The organism is Spirosoma terrae (assembly GCF_010435915.1).
GTDB classification, from domain to species: Bacteria; Bacteroidota; Bacteroidia; order Cytophagales; family Spirosomataceae; genus Spirosoma; species Spirosoma terrae.
In genome coordinates this window covers 176692-193919 of sequence record NZ_JAAFZH010000003.1, presented here as the reverse complement: position 1 = coordinate 193919, position 17228 = coordinate 176692, and the positions used below count along the sequence as shown (strand labels likewise).

Genomic DNA, 17228 nt, shown 5'->3' with positions numbered 1-17228 from the left:
GCAGCGCCTTTTTATAGCCAGATGATCCAATTTAAGCGACTAGACCATATTTTGGTTTGTATACCAGAAGGCACCACTGCTCAGGCAAGACATTTTTACGGCTCTCAATTAGAGCTGGAAGAAATTCCCGGTAATCATCCGGCTGGTGCCATCTGGTTTCAGATGGGTGATATTCAGCTGCATCTTCGCGAAGAAGCGGGCGGCAACTATTCGAAACGCCACCCCGCCTTCGAAGTCGTTGACCTCCAATCAGCCAAACAGGAGCTGGAATCAAAAGGCATAACGCTTGAGTATTCCTCAGAAATTGATGGTCGCGACCGTTTTTTCTTTCGTGATCCATTCGACAACCGGATCGAATTGCTGGAATTCTGCCCATAATAACCTCTGAATAAAAGGTCAATGGTAAGATTAGCGTAGTGAATTCAGTCTGTTCTTTCGTTCATATCTTTACGCACGATAACCGTAGCCTGACGTACTACTGCTCTCACGCCAATCTGCTCTAGTAGTCAACTCAATACCATTGACTTCACCATGCGTTTTTTTTCGCTGCTTATAATTGCTCAGCTGTTGTCTGGTCTGGCTTATGCCCAGACGATACAAAAACCCAAACTGTCGGTTACTCAACTTACCGATCAGGTTTACGTCCACGTTACGTACGGCATTTACCAGAATAGCGCCGTCCAGTCTAATGGACTGATCATCAAAACAAATGATGGCATTGTCCTGGTTGACACGGGTTGGGATACCGAAAAAGATACCGACAACACACGGCAGATCCTCCAATGGGTTACCGACAATCTGCACCAGCCAGTCCGACTCTGCATTGTTACGCATTTCCACGACGATCGGGTTGGCGGAATCAGTGAACTCCATAAAGCCAATGTTCGGGTAATCAGTACACCGTTAACGGCCCAAAAATCCGTAAAAGAAGGCTATGAATCGCCCGACGCTATTCTGCCTAATGATACTACGTTCACAATTGGCGATGTTCCTATTCGCTGTTATTTTCCCGGAGAAGGCCACACCAGCGACAACATTGTGGTCTGGCTACCCAATCAGAAAATTCTGCACGGTGGCTGTTTCGTTAAAAGTGTGGGCGCTTTCGGTATGGGAAACGTTGCTGATGCCAACTTAAACGAATGGAGTAACTCGATGCGACGCGTGCTTGATCGATTTGGAAGCGCTACCGTTGTTGTTCCCGGTCATGACGAATGGGGAGACACAACTGCCTTACACCATACGTTACGTTTGCTGGAAAAACACGCTGCTTCTAAGAAGCGATAAAGACAGCCAGCCCCGTAACCAGCAATCGATAGAACGGCAATTAATGGTATTCCTCTATCTGCCTCAACATCTCCATCGATTTGATCACCGGCGTCCATTCCCTGCCATCAAAGAGTAGGCGAAACCATTTTTTATCGCTGTTGCCGTAATTGATATTGACAAAGAGCCAGAATGCCGCGTATGTGAACGACAACGTAACAAATCCCTGAAGCAGATAAAAAGCCAGATTGGCATTTTTAAACAAGCTCTCACTTAGGTAGAACGTAGTCCAGAGGGGGAGTTGCAGAAAAAGAATACGCGTTACCCAAAGCGTCGACGACTGCAACTGAGCTACTTTTTTCTGTGTTTCCAGAATAGGTTCGCTGCTATCAACCTGCTGAATAAGCACAAACTGGTACAGGTAAACTATAATTGCCAGCAACGTAATAAACAATTGAGCAGTTGCCGAAAACAGGAAGAATTTGCTAACTTCCTCAAACGAAAACCGCAGCAGATTAACGACCAGTACGCTGCCAGCACTCACCCAGGCAATTCCAACCAACAGAATAACTAGTTTGACTGGTTTCATTGAACCTATACTGTTCTGCACGTTTATTCGAGTTATCTCTTCCGTGTTTTTCCGGTTTAGTATCAGGCTCTCTTCCAGGCGTTTGTCGTATGATTTCCAGAGATTGATCATGTCTTTGTCGTCCATAGGTACTACGTAGTTAGGGTTGAAAATTTTCGTTTCAGTTGTTCTTTAATTCGGCCAATTTTAGTGGATACGTTTGTGGTTGATATACCCAGAATTTCGGCGATCTGCTGATGGCTCTTTTCTTCCAGATAAAGGAACATTAAGGCTCGGTCCAGCTCTTTCAGCTCCGCCAGAAATTGATGAAGCTGATTAATATTATTTTCTGTTTCGGTGGGTTCATCGTTACCGATTGTCAACAGTCGGTCATCCGTTATCGGGAGCGATATGGACTTCCGGCGGGTATCCTTCCGATAGAAAGAAATCGCTACGTTCAGCGCTATCCGATAAATCCAGGTCGATTGTTTAAACTGGTCGTTGTACTGATCAAACGATTGCCACAGCTGTATGATGACTTCCTGGATTAAGTCCTGACGGTTTTCCGCATCGCTACAATAAGCTCTGGCCACCTTATAGATAAGGCCTTTGTTGGCATTGATTAGGAGTAGGAACTGCTCCTGCCTGGTCGAAGTCATTGGCTTTGCATTTCGTTTCGGAATCGATAGGCCGACTCCCGTCAACCTTTGTAACAATTATTCGCACAGAGGTCCCGAATATCACAACCTAAACAATTATTTTTTCAGCAAACGACCTTCTCTCCTATTATCTGTTACTACCTGCGTCAGTCTTTTCGACTAAGTGCTACGTTAGACCAAAAACTAAGTAACCAGTCAGTCAAGAATCTGTAGCACGCTTCTTGCATTATCGCTTTATCCAGGATTTTGAACAACTTATGTATGGTTTACAGCCGCTGATCCATAAGTTGTTTACAAAAAAGACGATCAGCACTTACTTTCGACTTAGTAAACAACGATCACCCTTACTGAAAAGCTATGAGCGTTCGCATCAAACCAACCGTTAACAACATCATCAATCTGTGGTTCAGCGTTGATACGCCTATTCGCCAATACAAAATCAAGCTAAATCCAGAAATATGGGGCGCCTGCCAGACCATTAATCAGACGTTTTATCCTCCTTCTAAACGGCCCTCTGTTGAGCGCTATCGAAAAATGGATAAAGTAGCGTTTGCGAGGGCTGTTCAGGAACAATTAGCGCAAAACTCACCTGGCAGGTCGAACTGAAAATATCTTTATTGCTGATTAAACGATATCAATCGCTCCACTACGTATTGACTCTACGTAGTGGAGCGATTTTCTATATAAAAAGGTACTAATTTACCCTTTCCTTCGGCGAGCCTTTCGTTTATTAAGCGGCACATAAATCGTATTTATTACAACAGGCATCCACATTGGCGAGTTAACTAATAATATGTTTTCTTGCTTTATCTGTGAATCTAGTCCTGTCTTTAGTGCATGCTTAGTATAAGATCTTTCTTCAATCTACTGATACTCATTTTATTAACAACGGCTTCCTGGTCATTATCGGCGCAGGATACGGCTAGAGTTACGACTACGCCATCTGGTCAGTCGATTCCTGATACGTTATTATTTAAAATCCAGAAAGCTCAGTCGATCATTACGGAGATTAAAGCAACCGAAAAAAAAAGTTACGGTATTACTCGTATTCGATCAGGACTAAACAGCATAAAATCGAAGGTAGCACCTGTTATTGCGGATGTTCAAACCCATCGAAAAACAACCAGCGCTCAAAATCTTTCCAACTATAGCCTGATTCTGAACGACGCGCTGGAAAAACTGGCTGGCTGGCGAACCTCCCTGGCCAAAGCCAATAATGAGCTACAAACTCAGCTTAATCAGGTATTGGCGTTGAGCAATGATACGTTGCTTAACGTAGTCAGTACGGACACGACGGGCAAAAAGCTGTATGCCGAACAGTTAGTTGATCTAAAATTTCAGCTACAGAATGCCGGAACGCGTACGAGCGTCCGGCTCGACACCGTAAGCCGATTGCTGGCCGACGTATCTGGTACGTTCCTGACAATCAGCAATCTGCAAACAACGATTAATGAACAGGTCAGCCAGTCGAAAGCGAACGTACTACGACGCGAATCGCCTTATTTATGGGATGCCCCCGCTACGTTCAAGCCCGATAACGTACAGACGATTCTGCAATCGAGCTATCAGGGTCAGGATAAGATACTTAAATACTTTTTCAGCTCTACCTGGGACAATCGCTTTCTGCTGATCATCATGGCCGGGCTGTTCTTTTTCTGGGTGTTCTCTAACTTCAAAAAAGCCAGCCAGCCACCACTGAAGGAAAAAATCGGCCCTCTCGATTTTAAGCACATACGGCCCATGCCGATTGTTGCTTCGCTGATCTTTTTATTCAACGTGGCCCCGCTCTTCGAGCCGCAATCGCCTTCGGTATACATAGAAATTACCCAGTTTCTGCTGCTGGTAGTCCTGACCGTACATTTGTGGAAACGCTTCTCCAAGCAGGAATTGCGGCTATGGCTTCTGAATGCGGTGCTGTATATTGTATTGATTATCACCAATGCCGTTGTCGGCGATTCCGTATTTATTCGCATCTGGCTGATTGTCCTGAATGTTTGTTTCATCTACATTGGTTTTTCCTTCGCCAAACAATTACATCGGAAATACACCAGCGACCGCATTATCAGGCCCGTTATTCGCATCTATCTGATTCTGCAATTACTGGCTATTCTGCTCAATGTGTTCGGGCGAATCAGTCTGGCAAAAACCTTCGGCATTACGGCAACTGTTGGTCTGGTACAGATTACGGGTCTGGGCCTATTTATCGACATATTTCTGGAAGCCCTGGAGTTGCAGATTAAAGTCAGTGCCAGCTCAAACGGTATCTTTTCCCGCATCAATAGCAATCAAACCCGGCAATCGTTCAAAAAGGGCTTGGTCTTTATTGCCATCGCGCTCTGGCTACTTGTGTTCTTTATCAACCTGGGCATTGCCGATACTATCTATTCCTTTATTTATCAGATTCTGACCCGGCCACGCTCCTTTGGCAGCATTACGTTTACGCTCAGTAATATTCTGTCGTTCTCGGCGATTGTCTACTTATCGAGTCTGCTGCAAAAAAATATCGGCCTCCTGTTTGGTGAAAGTCATTTGCCGACAACCACCGGCAACGAGGTTGTAAAAGTAAGTTCGGTATTGGCGCTGGTGCGGTTAGCCATTATTGTGCTGGGTGTTTTGCTGGCCGTTGCCGCATCGGGTATTTCGGTCGATAAGTTTACGGTTGTGCTGGGCGCCCTTAGCGTTGGGATTGGCTTAGGGATGCAAAACATCGTCAATAATTTTATTTCCGGTATTATCCTGCTTTTTGAAAAACCCTTCCGAATCGGTGATTACATCGAGTTGGCCGACCGGAAAGGACGTATTCGGGATATTGGTATTCGCTCCAGCAAGATGATTACGGGACAAGGTTCCGAAGTGATTATTCCGAATGCCGATCTGCTATCGAACCGATTGGTAAACTGGTCGTCGAGCGATACGTATCTAAAAACAGAATTGCTACTAAAAGTCGGTGCCGACACCGATCTGGAAGCTCTCCAGGACATCATCCGTCAGGAAGTCCAGGAAGTAGACGGCACGCAGCAAACCATGCCGCCCGACATCATTATCAACGCGATCGGGGCCGATAGTGTGGAGTTAAAAGTAGTGATCTGGATCAACAGCATTTATAGCGAACCGACCATTAAAAGTCAGCTATTCCGAAAGCTGTTACCGCGCATTAAGGAGGCATCCATACGACTGGTGTAACGCATTTCTAAGAAAATTCTAAGCCCATTGTAAGCACTTTCTTAAGTAGAAAGTCCAGGTTTATCGAATGGATCAAACCCTTCCCGGTCCAGCTGGTTGGTTATAGACGAAAGAGGTCTGAAAAACAGATCCTTCAATCGACAGTAGTGCGTGCGATTAACTCATACGATTATGACAACGATAAAAGGAAATCAGGACAATCTGTATTGGTATAAAGATGCAGTCATTTATGAACTTCACATCAAAGCCTTCTGCGATGGTAACGGCGATGGCATTGGCGATTTTCAGGGACTGTTGAGCAAATTGGATTACCTTCAGGAACTGGGCGTTACAGCTATCTGGCTACTGCCTTTCTACCCATCTCCCCTACGTGACGATGGTTACGACATTGCCGATTATTATGCCATAAACCCGTCCTACGGCACCATCGAACAATTCAAGGCTTTTCTGGAGGAAGCCCATCGCCGAAATCTGAAGGTGATTACGGAGCTCGTCATTAACCATACCTCCGATCAGCATCCGTGGTTTCAGCGGGCCAGAAAAGCGCCGAAAGGATCGCCCGAACGCGACTACTACGTCTGGACCGACGATCCCACGCAATACAAAGACGTACGTATCATTTTCCAGGATTTCGAAACCTCCAACTGGACCTGGGATTCGGAGGCTCAACAATACTACTGGCACCGTTTTTTTCATCACCAGCCCGATCTCAACTACGATAGCCCACTGGTTCAGAGCGAAATTTTTAAGATGATCGACTATTGGTGCGAGCTCGGCGTCGACGGGTTCCGGCTCGACGCGGTCCCCTATCTCTTTGAACGGGAAGGTACCAATGGCGAGAATCTGCCCGAAACGCATGCATTCCTGAAAAAGCTGCGCAAACATATCGATGATCATTTTCCGGGCGTAGCGTTTCTGGCCGAAGCCAACATGTGGCCCGAAGATTCAGCGTCTTATTTTGGCGACGGCGACGAATGCCACATGAATTATCATTTTCCCGTAATGCCGCGCCTGTTCATGGCCATGCAGATGGAAGACCGATATCCGATCACGGATATTTTCGACCAGACACCAGCCATACCCGAAACCTGCCAGTGGGCCATTTTCTTACGTAACCACGATGAGTTAACGCTCGAAATGGTCACTGACGAAGAACGGGACTACATGTATAAGACCTACGCGCAAAACCCCAGAGCACGTATCAATCTGGGTATCAGGCATCGGCTGGCACCGCTCATGGGTAATAATCGCAAAAAGATTGAACTCCTGAACAGCCTGCTGTTTTCCTTACCCGGTACGCCCGTTATTTATTACGGCGACGAAATCGGTATGGGCGACAACGTTTACCTGGGCGATCGCGATGGAGTTCGTACGCCAATGCAATGGTCGCCGGACCGGAACGCTGGCTTTTCGAACGCCAATCCACATAGCCTCTACTTACCGATCATTCTTGATCCGGAATATCATTATGAGTCAATTAATGTGGAAACGCAACGGCGCAATACGTCCTCGTTATTCTGGTTCACGAAACGTATGACGCATCTGCGTCGAAAACATAAAGCGCTGGGCTGGGGAACCATGACTTTTTTATCGGTCGAAAACCCGAAGGTGCTGGCCTTTACGCGTACGTACGAAGACGAAACGTTATTGATCATCATCAATCTGTCGAAGTTCGCTCAGCCCGCCGAAATTAGTCTTCCCGGCTTCAAAGGCTACGTGCCTGTTGAAGCGTTCAGTCAGGGCCGTTTCCCGGCGGTGCCAGACAATGAGTCCTACTTTTTTACACTGGCACCGCACGACTACCAGTGGTTCGTGCTAGAAAAAACAGCCACCGCCGGAGCGTCGTCACCGCAGTTACCAACACTTCAGCTCAATTCGCTGGATCAATTACTGGACGATGCTGCGCTGGAAGAACTGGAAACCACGATACTGCCCGATTATTTCCTACGGGCCCCCTGGTTCGGTAAGCCGAAAGAAACGATACAAAGCATCAGCGTTCTGAATCACACAACGCTGACACTGCCAGATAATGAAGCCTATGTGCTCCTGATCGATGTGTCTTATGAGCGTGGATTACCCGAAATCTATCAGTTGGTGCTCGCCTTTACGCCCGATAGCCAGGCCGGAACGATGGCGCAGACTTGCCCACAGGCTATTTTAGCTAATCTGGAAGTCGATCAACAATCGGGGCTGCTTTGCGATGGCCTCTATCTAGCGGAGGTTCAGCAGGCGTTGCTTCAGAAAATAGCGCAGGACACCGGACGAGCAGACGATAAACTGATTTTCCACAGCAATCCGAAACTGCGTCAATACGTTCAGGAACACAGCGACGTAAAAGCAAAGCTCACAACGTCGACCCGCGACTACGTAGCTATCAGTTACGACCAATGCTTCGACCTGAAACTGTATCGAAAAGTAGATTTAGCCATCAATCCCGATACGGAACTAACCCGCTTTCTGTCCGAAAAAGCCGGATACGATTACGTCCCTCCGCTCTCAGGGTCTATTGAGATGATTGTTACGTCGGGCGAGCCCGTCCTGCTGGCTGTGATGCAGGAACAGATTGCCCGTCATGGCGATGGCAAAAGCTACGTACTGGAACGGATCAACAATTACATCGAGCGGATTCTGGCCCGTAACACAACGGAGCTTACGCTGGCAACAAACGCAGTACGTGGTACGCTGGGCAAGCCGGTAGCCTTCACCGATCTGCCCCTCGAAACGCAAATACTGCTGGGCGAACGAGCCGCTGAACAAACGCGGCTCCTGGGAACCCGAATCGGTGAAATGCACCTGGCGCTGGCCGCCGACCAATCGAATAAAGACTTTGCGCCAGAAGCGTTTTCGCTTCATTATCAGCGTTCTTTATTTTCAGGTCTGCAATCGCTGGTTCGGGAAAGTTACCAAACCCAACGCCGAAATCTACAGCGCCTTCCCGACGATATACGGAACGATGTTGAGCAACTGCTTAGTCGGCAGGAAGAGGTGCTGACGGTACTGAAGCGTATCTACAGCAAAAAGCTGGAAACGTCTAAGACCCGCATTCACGGCAATTTGCAGCTCGATAAAATTCTGCTTACCGGCAAAGACATTGCCATTCAGGATTTTGGGGGCGACTCGACCAAAAGTTATAGCGAACGACGATTGAAACGGTCACCTTTGCGCGACGTAGCGGCCATGATCCGGTCTTTTTACTACGTTGGTTACGAAGGTTTTTTGCGTACGAATCAGGTTACCAGCCAGGAAGCCATTCAGTTACTGCCTTATGCCAACATGTGGGCACACTACATGAGCGGCTTTTTCCTGGTGGCGTACCTGGAGACGGTACAGGGTGCGTCGTTTATTCCTCCGCATCCCGAGGATCATCAAATGATGCTGGAAACGTATCTGCTGGAACGAGCCATTGCTGACTTAAACGACGAACTGAATCACCGACCCGATTGGGTCCGCGTTCCCCTGCAGATCATTACGTCCATTATTGATCCGTATGCCGGACGGCTTCAGGAGGCTGGCCAGGAAAAAGAGTTGATCAGTCAGTAGATAAACAGAATAATCAGGCCGTTTTAGTACTATCCATTCCTGCCCAGACGATCGCCTGGGCAGGAATGCAGACGATCGTTCGCTATGTTGCAACCAATCAAACTTCTTTTATTACTTACATTTCACCTTTTTACGGCAAATCTGGCTCTAAGCCAGCGCGCCGTAAAAAAAACCACACCAGTAGCCGAAAAGAAACCGCTTCTAAGCCCCGACGAGCAATTTGGCAAGTTGTTTAAAGCCGTTCAGCTTAGCAACGTTTTTCCCGATTCGAAAACGTTTGCCGATTGTACACCTACCTTTCCACCAGCTACTATTTTAGCCAACTATGAAACAGCCCGGCAACGGCCTGGTTTTAACCTGAAAAATTTTGTTAGTCAGCACTTTACGTTGCCGCCTAAGCCAGCGTCAGGCTATACCAGCAAACCGGGCCAGTCAGCTCAACAGCATATTCAGAGTTTATGGCCGATTTTAACCCGGCCAGCCAGCCCACCGCTCAAAGAGGGCCAGCAGATCGGCTCCCTGATTGCGTTACCCAAGCCCTACGTAGTACCCGGCGGACGCTTCGTCGAGATTTACTATTGGGATAGTTATTTTACCATGCTAGGCTTAAGAGCCTCCGGTAAAACAGTCCAGATTCAGAACATGGTAGACAATTTTGCGTACCTGATCCGAACCTTTGGTTTCATTCCCAATGGCAACCGGACATACTTTCTGGGTCGGTCGCAACCGCCGTTTTTCTCTTACATGGTTAATCTGCTCAGCGAAATGCAGGGCCGTCGGGTCTTGCTACGTTACCTGCCTGAATTGCAACGGGAGTATGACTTCTGGATGGACGGGAAAGCGCAGTTAACGGCACAGCAACCCGCCTACCGACGTATCGTCCGGCTGGACGATGGTGTTTTCCTCAATCGCTATTACGATGACAAGACTACGCCACGCCCGGAATCGTATCGGGAAGACGTAAAGCTTGCCCGGAATGCGAAAGACCCGCAGGTGCTTTACCGGCACCTGCGCGCAGCGGCCGAATCGGGCTGGGATTTCAGTAGCCGCTGGTTTCGTAATGGCAAAAACCTACGTACTATTCATACGACAGATTTTATTCCGGTTGACCTCAACTCACTACTCGTTAATCTGGAACAGACACTAGCTGATACGTACCGGCTAAAAGGAGATCGTACCAAAGCGGAACAATACGCCAAACTGGCTCAACAGCGCCGGTCGGCTATTCAGCGATACTGCTGGAGCGCTAAAAACCAGTTTTATGTCGATTACGACTTCGTAGCCAGAAAACAGTCATCGATTTATTCATTGGCCGGGGTTTTTCCGCTTTTCGTAAAAATGGCAACGGGCCCACAAAGCGTTGCGGTGGCCCGCAAGCTGAAACAGTCGTTTCTGAAACCCGGCGGCCTGGTTACTACGTTGTCGTCGACAGGCGAACAGTGGGATGCGCCCAACGGCTGGGCTCCCCTACAATGGATCGCTATTCAGGGATTACGCAATTATCAGCAACTACCACTGGCCAATCGGATTAAAAAGAATTGGGTAACCGAAAATTTGCGGGTCTATAAATCGTCTGGTAAGATGGTGGAAAAATATGACGTTGTTCATACCGAAGCCGCCAAAGGAGGAGAATACCCAAATCAGGATGGTTTCGGCTGGACAAACGGCGTGTTGCTACGTTTACTGACCGAACCCAAGTAGTATAAGGCGTCAATACGTACCTCTTTTATCGATTGATACGTATTGACGCCCGTTACGTTTCAGGCAGCAACTAGACTGCTTTATAAATAACAATGGATTCGGGTTGCAGCGTGATGGTATCCGCATCAGCCAGTCGATCGGGGGATGCCTGAAGCCCCTGCCAGACGGGATCGCCCGAGTCGAGCAACTTCTGCCATTCTTTCGAGAGATCAGGCACTTTCATAGTCTGCTTCTCGGGCGAAAAATTCATCAGACACAGTACGTGGTTGTTTTTATACCAACGATGCAAAATCATGGTTTGCTGCTCTTCGTCGTGAATAGTCTCCGTTTGCCGACGATTCAGATGATAAAGTGCCGGTTGTTGTCGACGTAGGCGGGTAAGCGCCTGATAATAGCTAAACAATGTCTTATCGGCGCACTGACTTAGGTTCTCCCAGGGCAACGCGGCTACAGCGGCCGTTTTTTCCACCTGCGCAACTGTGCTTTCGGAGCAGCCGCTCCCTACAAGTGCACTTTCCATTACCTCCCGAAAGGGATTCGCCATGCCCCATTCTTCGCCCATAAATACGGTGGGGATACATGGACTCACCATAATGTAGCCCGCCATCAACTTTAGCGATTCACGATCGATATATTCATCTGAGTACGTTTGGAAGAGATAATTATTAGAGCGATTACAATTTTGCGAAATCGAAATCATCGGCTCGCCCTGACTCATGTCATCTTCCCGATCAAAAAACGACTTCAGAACCGACGAAAACTGCTGATCATAGATGTAATTCTCCTGAAACGCTCTGGACTGATGCCTGGCATTCTTGCAGTCATCATAATAGCCCAACGTATTAGATTCGTCGATGGACTTTACCGATACGCTACGTTCACTATCGTCGCAACCCGATACGATCTTACCAGGGGTTTCGTGCTCAATCAGTAGGTAATAATGGCGTCCTGTCTGGTTCGTCAGTGCGTTCGTGTGGCTACGGATCGACTGAAGTAGTTCTTCCCAATCGGCCTGCGCGTGAAAATCTTCCAGCCGGAGCGCATCGACATGAAAATCGCGAAACCACATGAGCGCGTTTTCAATCAGATACCGCTGATCGGCTTCGCGCTGAGTCTCCTGATCAAGAATAGCTCTGTGCTGTTGGGCACTCTGTTTACGGCCACTACGTCCTGTATCAATGACCATGTTTCTGCGCTGAGAGGGTCCGTTATAAGCCAGATCCAGTATAACGGCAATGCCTTCAAAATGGCAGGCATTGACTAACTGCTGCAGGTGAGCCGGAGTACCATACGAAGCCTGAACGGCGTATAAAAAACCACCACTACGTTCGCGCGATTCCGGGAAAGGCACAACAGGCCGGATCAACATTGCATTGACCCCCAGTTTTTTCAGATACGACAGCTTTTTGATAATGGCCTTAATGGTTCCTTCGGGGGTAAAGCCATTAATATCAAGTTCGTAAATGATGTATTCGTCAACGGGGGGATTGATCCAGTGTTCGTCCTCCCAGTAAAAACTACTTGTATCAAACGCCTGCGACGAACCAAATATGCCATGCGGCAACATAAGCGCTGCAGGATCAGCGTACTCGATCTCATTGTTAATTACGAACTTATACAGGTCGCCGGGTTTAATTTGCTCAGTATTGGTGTGCCAATACCCTTCTTCATCCTTCGCTAGCGGTATTGTTTGAGGATCGCTATTGACAGCAACGGCAATACTTTTGGCCAGAGGAGCCCATACAACCACATGAGCGGTTTGTTCGGCCGTAAACGTTACGCCCAGCGTCCGTCTGCCTGGATCTGGTTGACTCATCATAAGATACGGAATTAAGATGGCTACCAGTTAAACTGATTTATCAGCCATATAGATTACTAATTCTTGGTTATGAGGCAATCGTACTTCTAGTGCAACAAAAATTCTTTCAGATTCAGTCGATTTCGCAGGTCTTCGCCGAGCTTCCAAACCTGAATCATTGACATAGATAAGGCAAAAAATACGAGTGCGAAGACTGACCGGGTAAGTAGCGCTAGAATGTTCATGTGGAGACGTAGTTTGGGATTCTATCCAACAAATCTCGTTTCAACACCTTAGGATGAGCTTAAACAATGCTTAGAAAATTCTTAGAAATAAAGTCTGATGCTACGTATCAAGTGCTTAATACGTAGCATCAGACTTCACAGGTGGCTTTGCTGAAAAGCGAAGGATTATAACCGGATTTATTTACTGCAGGCGTTATCTATTGGCTGATAATCTTAATCAAAGTGCCTCTTGCTACGCGGTCATCAGCTTTAAGACCATTTAGTATACCGGCCTCATCTACCCGACTGGCTGGCATTCCCAACGCACTTACCACTTCGCGGAATGAACCATCGCGGGGAGACGTTTTTACGAGTACGCGCGATGGCTTTCGATTGAGTTTGTCTGGATCAGTCAGCGAGCGGAAATTTTCGGCTACCTGCTTAAACGTACCAAAACTAGCATTGAAATCAGCAGAAGCAGCTAGGCCATGTAGTGCATAAACGGCGTTGTTATACTGAATCAGCCAGGTTCCAATCTGGAGTGCCGTTTTAGGATCTTGTTGCTGCCCCTGTTGCTGCTGCTGTTGTTGCCGCGAAATCAGTACATAGGCGGGATTGCCATTGATTGTAGTTTTATTGCTCTCCAGTACATTCAGGCTCAGCTCTTTTACTAAATTTTGGGCGGCTTCGTCCAGCGAGCTTCCTTTGGCCAGCATGAGAATCATTGCGGATTTACCGTCTTTAGCGACCATCTGAAACTGGCTTGGTGAGTTTTGAGACTGCCAGCTATTGGGAACCGGAAATTGAAACCGCAGTTCAGGATGATAGAAATAACCATTTTCAACAAAGCCCTGCTTAGGGTCTTCTCCGTAGATAATGCCATTAATCAGTTGTAGATATCGATCGCGATTTACCTGATAAGAAGCGGGGTTTTTAGCTTGGTAGTCTTTTGCCAATTCATGTACGCGCGTGAAGCGATTTCCCGGATCGGGATGAGTCGACATGAACTGAGGTATGGCCTGCCCTGATTTGTCAGAGATGCGCTTAAGCGTGCCAAAAAAATCAGCCATCTGACTAGCGTCATAACCGATCTTACTGGAATATTCTACGCCGAGCTTGTCGGACTCTGACTCGTGATCACGGCTGTACTTTAGCGATAAAAGTCCCAGTCCCTGCTGAAGCGCTTCGATGTTCTGACCAACAACCTGAGGAGCCAGGACCGCCCCTCCCAGTAGAGCCAGAGTGCTGAGTAACTGACTCTTCTGGGAGCGGGCTGCGTGTTTGGCCGTGATATGGCCAATTTCGTGACCAAGCACGCCAGCAAACTCAGCTTCATTATTGAAATGAGCTAAAATACCACGCGTAAAATAAACGTAGCCCCCTGGTACCGCAAAAGCATTGACAATAGGCGAATCAACGATGTAAAACTGGTAGGGAAGATCAGGGCGATGCGAAATCTTAGCCATTGCTTTTCCTTTTTCGTCCATAAAGGCCTGCAGTGCCTTGTCTTCATAAAGGCCCATAGTAGCAATAACAGACGGATGTGATTCTTTCCCTATCGCAATTTCCTGCTCAGTAGACATCAGGTTTATTTCCCGTTTTCCGGTAACTGGATTACGGGCGCAGGCCCAAACCAGCAGTAGCGCTATGGTAACAGTGAGTAATTTGTGGTATGATAGTCTATACATGGTAGAATGTGCATAAAGCCCCATGTGACTTTCCGAAGTCAAAAGGCACATGGACTATTTTATATCCAGCATAAACTCGGAACCACCCAGTATTTGTTTGACAGGATTTCAATCGTGACGTTGTTAAGTATATACCCTTATCCACGTTAAGAAAAATTCCCGGTTTTAAATGAAATCGAACCCTAATTAGTGAGTTTTGACTAAACTTTCATACAATACATCCTATATAACAATCGCTAACCTCCTGAATTTCTGATCGATGAAAAGGCCTCTCTAACCGCTTTTCACCGATCAGAAAAACGCTCGTTGATTTCTGGATAAGACTTTAAGCCCATCAAGTAATATTTCTTTTACTAGTACCTTATTATACACTGATGAAACCAATGCTTCCTTTCCTGATGCATTGTTTATTAGCTAAATTTAGCAGTTAAACCTACTTTGTTGACAGTTGCAGTGGTTTTGAAAGCCGTTTATACACCTGATTGATCATTATGAACGTAAAACCTCGACTTTTACTAGTTGAAGACGAGCTTAAAGTGGCCACTTTTATTAAGAAAGGCCTGGAAACACAATCGTATGAGGCCGAAATAGCGCTCACTGGTCAGGCCGGAAAGCTTTTGTTAGCCCAGCAGTCGTTCGACCTGGCCATTCTGGACGTTAACCTGCCCGATATCAGTGGCTTAGAACTGGCGCAGTATATCCGAAGTCGGCACAAACAATTACCAATTCTGATGCTAACGGCTATGGATACGACGGCCGATAAATTGCTGGGTTTTGAGGCCGGTGCCGATGATTATCTGGTAAAACCTTTCGACTTTCTGGAACTACTGGCGCGCATCAAAGCGCTGCTACGTCGGTCCGAAAACAACACCGATTCGGATCGGATGCTACGTGTTGCGGATCTGGAACTCGATCTACACGAACGGGTAGCCCGCCGGATGGGAAAAACAATCGATCTGACGGCCAGGGAGTATACTTTGCTGGAATACCTGATGAAAAATGCCGGTCGGGTTGTTTCCCGCGTCGATATTGCCGAACAGGTCTGGGAAGTTGGCTTCGATACAGGAACGAACGTCATCGACGTCTATATCAGTTATTTACGCGCCAAAATCGATAAAGACTCGCCCGTAAAACTCATCCATACACTGGTTGGTATGGGATACGTACTGAAAGAAAAATGAGCATTCGCCATCGCCTGGCCTTTCTGTTCACGGGCATAGTGTCTGTGCTACTGGCTATTTTCTGCGTACTGATTTACTTGTTTGCGGAACAACATCGACAGACGATTTTTCGGAATCGGTTGCGATCTGAAGCCATGACGGCGGGGCATCTGCTATACGGACTGGATCGCGTAAGCCCGGCGTTGTATAAGCTGATGGACAAAAATCAGTTGACGGTCCTACCGCAGGAAGAAATTGTTATTTACGATAGTACCGACCAGCTTGTATACGAAAGCGGCACCGACCACCTGACCTTCTCCGCGGCCACGCTGAAACGCGTTCGGCAGAACAAAGAAGTGTATGAACAAAATGCGGAACGGGAGGTGGTCGGCGTTTTTTTTATCGAAAACCCAACGCACTACGTCATTTTCGCTTCAGCCGTCGATACGTTTGGCCGCGAATCGAATCATAACCTGGCTGTGCTTTTAGGCATGGGCTGGTTTGTGATGACCTTGCTGATGCTTCTGGCCGGAGGTTTTCTGGCTGGAAAGGTATTACAACCTATCAATCAGATCAATAAACGTATTGATGAGATCAATGCGCTTCATTTATCCGTCCGGCTGCCGGAAGGACCTAATATTGATGAATTTACGCAGCTAGCCCAGCGATTCAATCGGATGCTCAACCGCCTGGAAGAATCATTTCGGGTGCAACGGGCTTTTATCTCCCATGCCTCCCATGAGCTACGTACCCCCCTGACTGCCATTACGGGACAGCTGGAAGTGTCGCTGCTGGCCAACGACGATCCCGACGAAATGCGGGCAACTCACCGCTCGGTGCTCGACGATGTACGTGGCCTGAACCGATTGACAAACGGACTACTGGCGCTGGCAAAAGCCAGTATGGATGCCTCTGCCGTTCCGATGGGGGCCATTCAACTGGATGTATTGTTAAAGCAGGTCCATCTTGAAGTAGAGCGTTTAAATCCGCAATACACGATCTACGTAACGATAGAAAACGACAGTAATTCAGCGAATGGCTGGTGGATCAGAGGAAGCGAGGAGCTACTACGTATTGCTTTTCTAAATCTTATGGAAAACGGCGGTAAATTTTCCGATACTCATTCCGCTAACGTACGCTTAATGAAGCAGGGAAAGCAGATCGAGCTTACGGTCCACAATACAGGCCCCGCCATTCCAGCCGAACAACTGGCTGATATTTTTATTCCTTTTCAGCGAGGACGCAATTCAAGTGGCAAGCCCGGTCATGGCATTGGCCTATCGCTCACCGATCGTATCATTCAACTTCACCAGGGTACTATTCAGGTAGATTCCGGTTCGGAAAAAGGAACAACGTTTACCATAACCCTTCCTCAATAAGTCAATATGATTCTATTATTTCACCAATAATCACAAAAAATCTAATTTCTAATCTCGTTCTAATG

13 protein-coding genes are annotated in these 17228 nt (G+C 47.3%); 8 read left to right on the top strand and 5 right to left on the bottom strand.

Going from position 1 to position 17228, the window contains the following annotated elements; all coding sequences use genetic code 11:
* Positions 1–21: 21 nt before the first annotated feature.
* Entirely contained in the window at positions 22–378 is a 357-nt protein-coding gene (locus tag GK108_RS08765) for a VOC family protein (RefSeq protein WP_163946017.1), read from the top strand.
* A 153-nt stretch (positions 379–531) separates the two neighbouring features.
* Positions 532–1284 (top strand): subclass B1 metallo-beta-lactamase, encoded by a 753-nt coding sequence (gene bla, locus GK108_RS08760; protein WP_163946015.1) that lies wholly within the window; start codon positions 532–534, stop codon positions 1282–1284.
* Positions 1285–1324: 40 nt separating this feature from the next.
* Here bla and GK108_RS08755 read toward each other — a convergent pair whose 3' ends face one another.
* Both GK108_RS08755 and GK108_RS08750 read right to left on the bottom strand, forming a co-directional pair.
* Entirely contained in the window at positions 1325–1978 is a 654-nt protein-coding gene (locus GK108_RS08755) for a hypothetical protein (protein ID WP_163946013.1), read from the bottom strand.
* 5 nt (positions 1979–1983) lie between these two features.
* Positions 1984–2490: an RNA polymerase sigma factor gene (locus GK108_RS08750; RefSeq protein WP_163946011.1), complete on the bottom strand. Its 507-nt coding sequence runs from the start codon at positions 2488–2490 to the stop codon at positions 1984–1986.
* Between the two features lie 357 nt (positions 2491–2847).
* Between GK108_RS08750 and GK108_RS08745 the strand changes: the two genes are divergently transcribed.
* The 4 genes from GK108_RS08745 (at position 2848) to treF (ending at position 10914) form a co-directional block, all read left to right on the top strand.
* The gene (locus GK108_RS08745) at positions 2848–3096 is read left to right on the top strand and encodes a hypothetical protein (protein ID WP_163946009.1); all 249 of its coding nucleotides are present in this window, start codon (positions 2848–2850) and stop codon (positions 3094–3096) included.
* 231 nt (positions 3097–3327) lie between these two features.
* Positions 3328–5673 carry a mechanosensitive ion channel family protein gene (locus tag GK108_RS08740; protein ID WP_163946007.1) on the top strand — a complete coding sequence of 782 codons (2346 nt, stop codon included), beginning with the start codon at positions 3328–3330 and terminating at the stop codon, positions 5671–5673.
* Positions 5674–5844: 171 nt separating this feature from the next.
* Complete coding sequence (gene treS, locus GK108_RS08735) at positions 5845–9213, top strand: maltose alpha-D-glucosyltransferase (RefSeq protein WP_163946004.1); 3369 nt, start codon at positions 5845–5847, stop codon at positions 9211–9213.
* A gap of 84 nt (positions 9214–9297) precedes the next feature.
* The gene (gene treF, locus GK108_RS08730) at positions 9298–10914 is read left to right on the top strand and encodes an alpha,alpha-trehalase TreF (RefSeq protein WP_163946001.1); all 1617 of its coding nucleotides are present in this window, start codon (positions 9298–9300) and stop codon (positions 10912–10914) included.
* A 70-nt stretch (positions 10915–10984) separates the two neighbouring features.
* Here the strand turns inward: treF and GK108_RS08725 are convergent, their stop codons facing one another.
* The 3 genes from GK108_RS08725 to GK108_RS08715 form a co-directional block, all read right to left on the bottom strand.
* On the bottom strand, positions 10985–12733 hold the full coding sequence (locus GK108_RS08725; RefSeq protein ID WP_163945997.1) for an alpha-amylase family glycosyl hydrolase: 1749 nt from the start codon (positions 12731–12733) through the stop codon (positions 10985–10987).
* Between the two features lie 86 nt (positions 12734–12819).
* Entirely contained in the window at positions 12820–12957 is a 138-nt protein-coding gene (locus GK108_RS08720; protein WP_163945994.1) for a hypothetical protein, read from the bottom strand.
* 197 nt (positions 12958–13154) lie between these two features.
* Positions 13155–14624 (bottom strand): M48 family metalloprotease, encoded by a 1470-nt coding sequence (locus GK108_RS08715; RefSeq protein WP_163945992.1) that lies wholly within the window; start codon positions 14622–14624, stop codon positions 13155–13157.
* 491 nt (positions 14625–15115) lie between these two features.
* On the opposite strand from GK108_RS08715, the gene GK108_RS08710 reads away from it, so the two are divergent.
* Both GK108_RS08710 and GK108_RS08705 read left to right on the top strand, forming a co-directional pair.
* Positions 15116–15805 carry a response regulator transcription factor gene (locus GK108_RS08710; RefSeq protein ID WP_163945989.1) on the top strand — a complete coding sequence of 230 codons (690 nt, stop codon included), beginning with the start codon at positions 15116–15118 and terminating at the stop codon, positions 15803–15805.
* Positions 15802–17163 (top strand): sensor histidine kinase, encoded by a 1362-nt coding sequence (locus GK108_RS08705; RefSeq protein ID WP_163945986.1) that lies wholly within the window; start codon positions 15802–15804, stop codon positions 17161–17163. Before GK108_RS08710 ends, GK108_RS08705 begins: the two co-directional genes overlap by 4 nt.
* The last annotated feature ends 65 nt before the right edge of the window (positions 17164–17228 follow it).

Coding starts and splice junctions, on each gene's coding strand:
- GK108_RS08755 (WP_163946013.1), bottom strand. CDS start 1,978: ATGGACGACAAAGACATGATCAATCTCTGGAAATCATACGACAAACGC.
- bla (WP_163946015.1), top strand. CDS start 532: ATGCGTTTTTTTTCGCTGCTTATAATTGCTCAGCTGTTGTCTGGTCTG.
- GK108_RS08725 (WP_163945997.1), bottom strand. CDS start 12,733: ATGATGAGTCAACCAGATCCAGGCAGACGGACGCTGGGCGTAACGTTT.
- GK108_RS08765 (WP_163946017.1), top strand. CDS start 22: ATGATCCAATTTAAGCGACTAGACCATATTTTGGTTTGTATACCAGAA.
- treS (WP_163946004.1), top strand. CDS start 5,845: ATGACAACGATAAAAGGAAATCAGGACAATCTGTATTGGTATAAAGAT.
- GK108_RS08740 (WP_163946007.1), top strand. CDS start 3,328: ATGCTTAGTATAAGATCTTTCTTCAATCTACTGATACTCATTTTATTA.
- treF (WP_163946001.1), top strand. CDS start 9,298: ATGTTGCAACCAATCAAACTTCTTTTATTACTTACATTTCACCTTTTT.
- GK108_RS08715 (WP_163945992.1), bottom strand. CDS start 14,624: ATGTATAGACTATCATACCACAAATTACTCACTGTTACCATAGCGCTA.
- GK108_RS08750 (WP_163946011.1), bottom strand. CDS start 2,490: ATGACTTCGACCAGGCAGGAGCAGTTCCTACTCCTAATCAATGCCAAC.
- GK108_RS08720 (WP_163945994.1), bottom strand. CDS start 12,957: ATGAACATTCTAGCGCTACTTACCCGGTCAGTCTTCGCACTCGTATTT.
- GK108_RS08745 (WP_163946009.1), top strand. CDS start 2,848: ATGAGCGTTCGCATCAAACCAACCGTTAACAACATCATCAATCTGTGG.
- GK108_RS08710 (WP_163945989.1), top strand. CDS start 15,116: ATGAACGTAAAACCTCGACTTTTACTAGTTGAAGACGAGCTTAAAGTG.
- GK108_RS08705 (WP_163945986.1), top strand. CDS start 15,802: ATGAGCATTCGCCATCGCCTGGCCTTTCTGTTCACGGGCATAGTGTCT.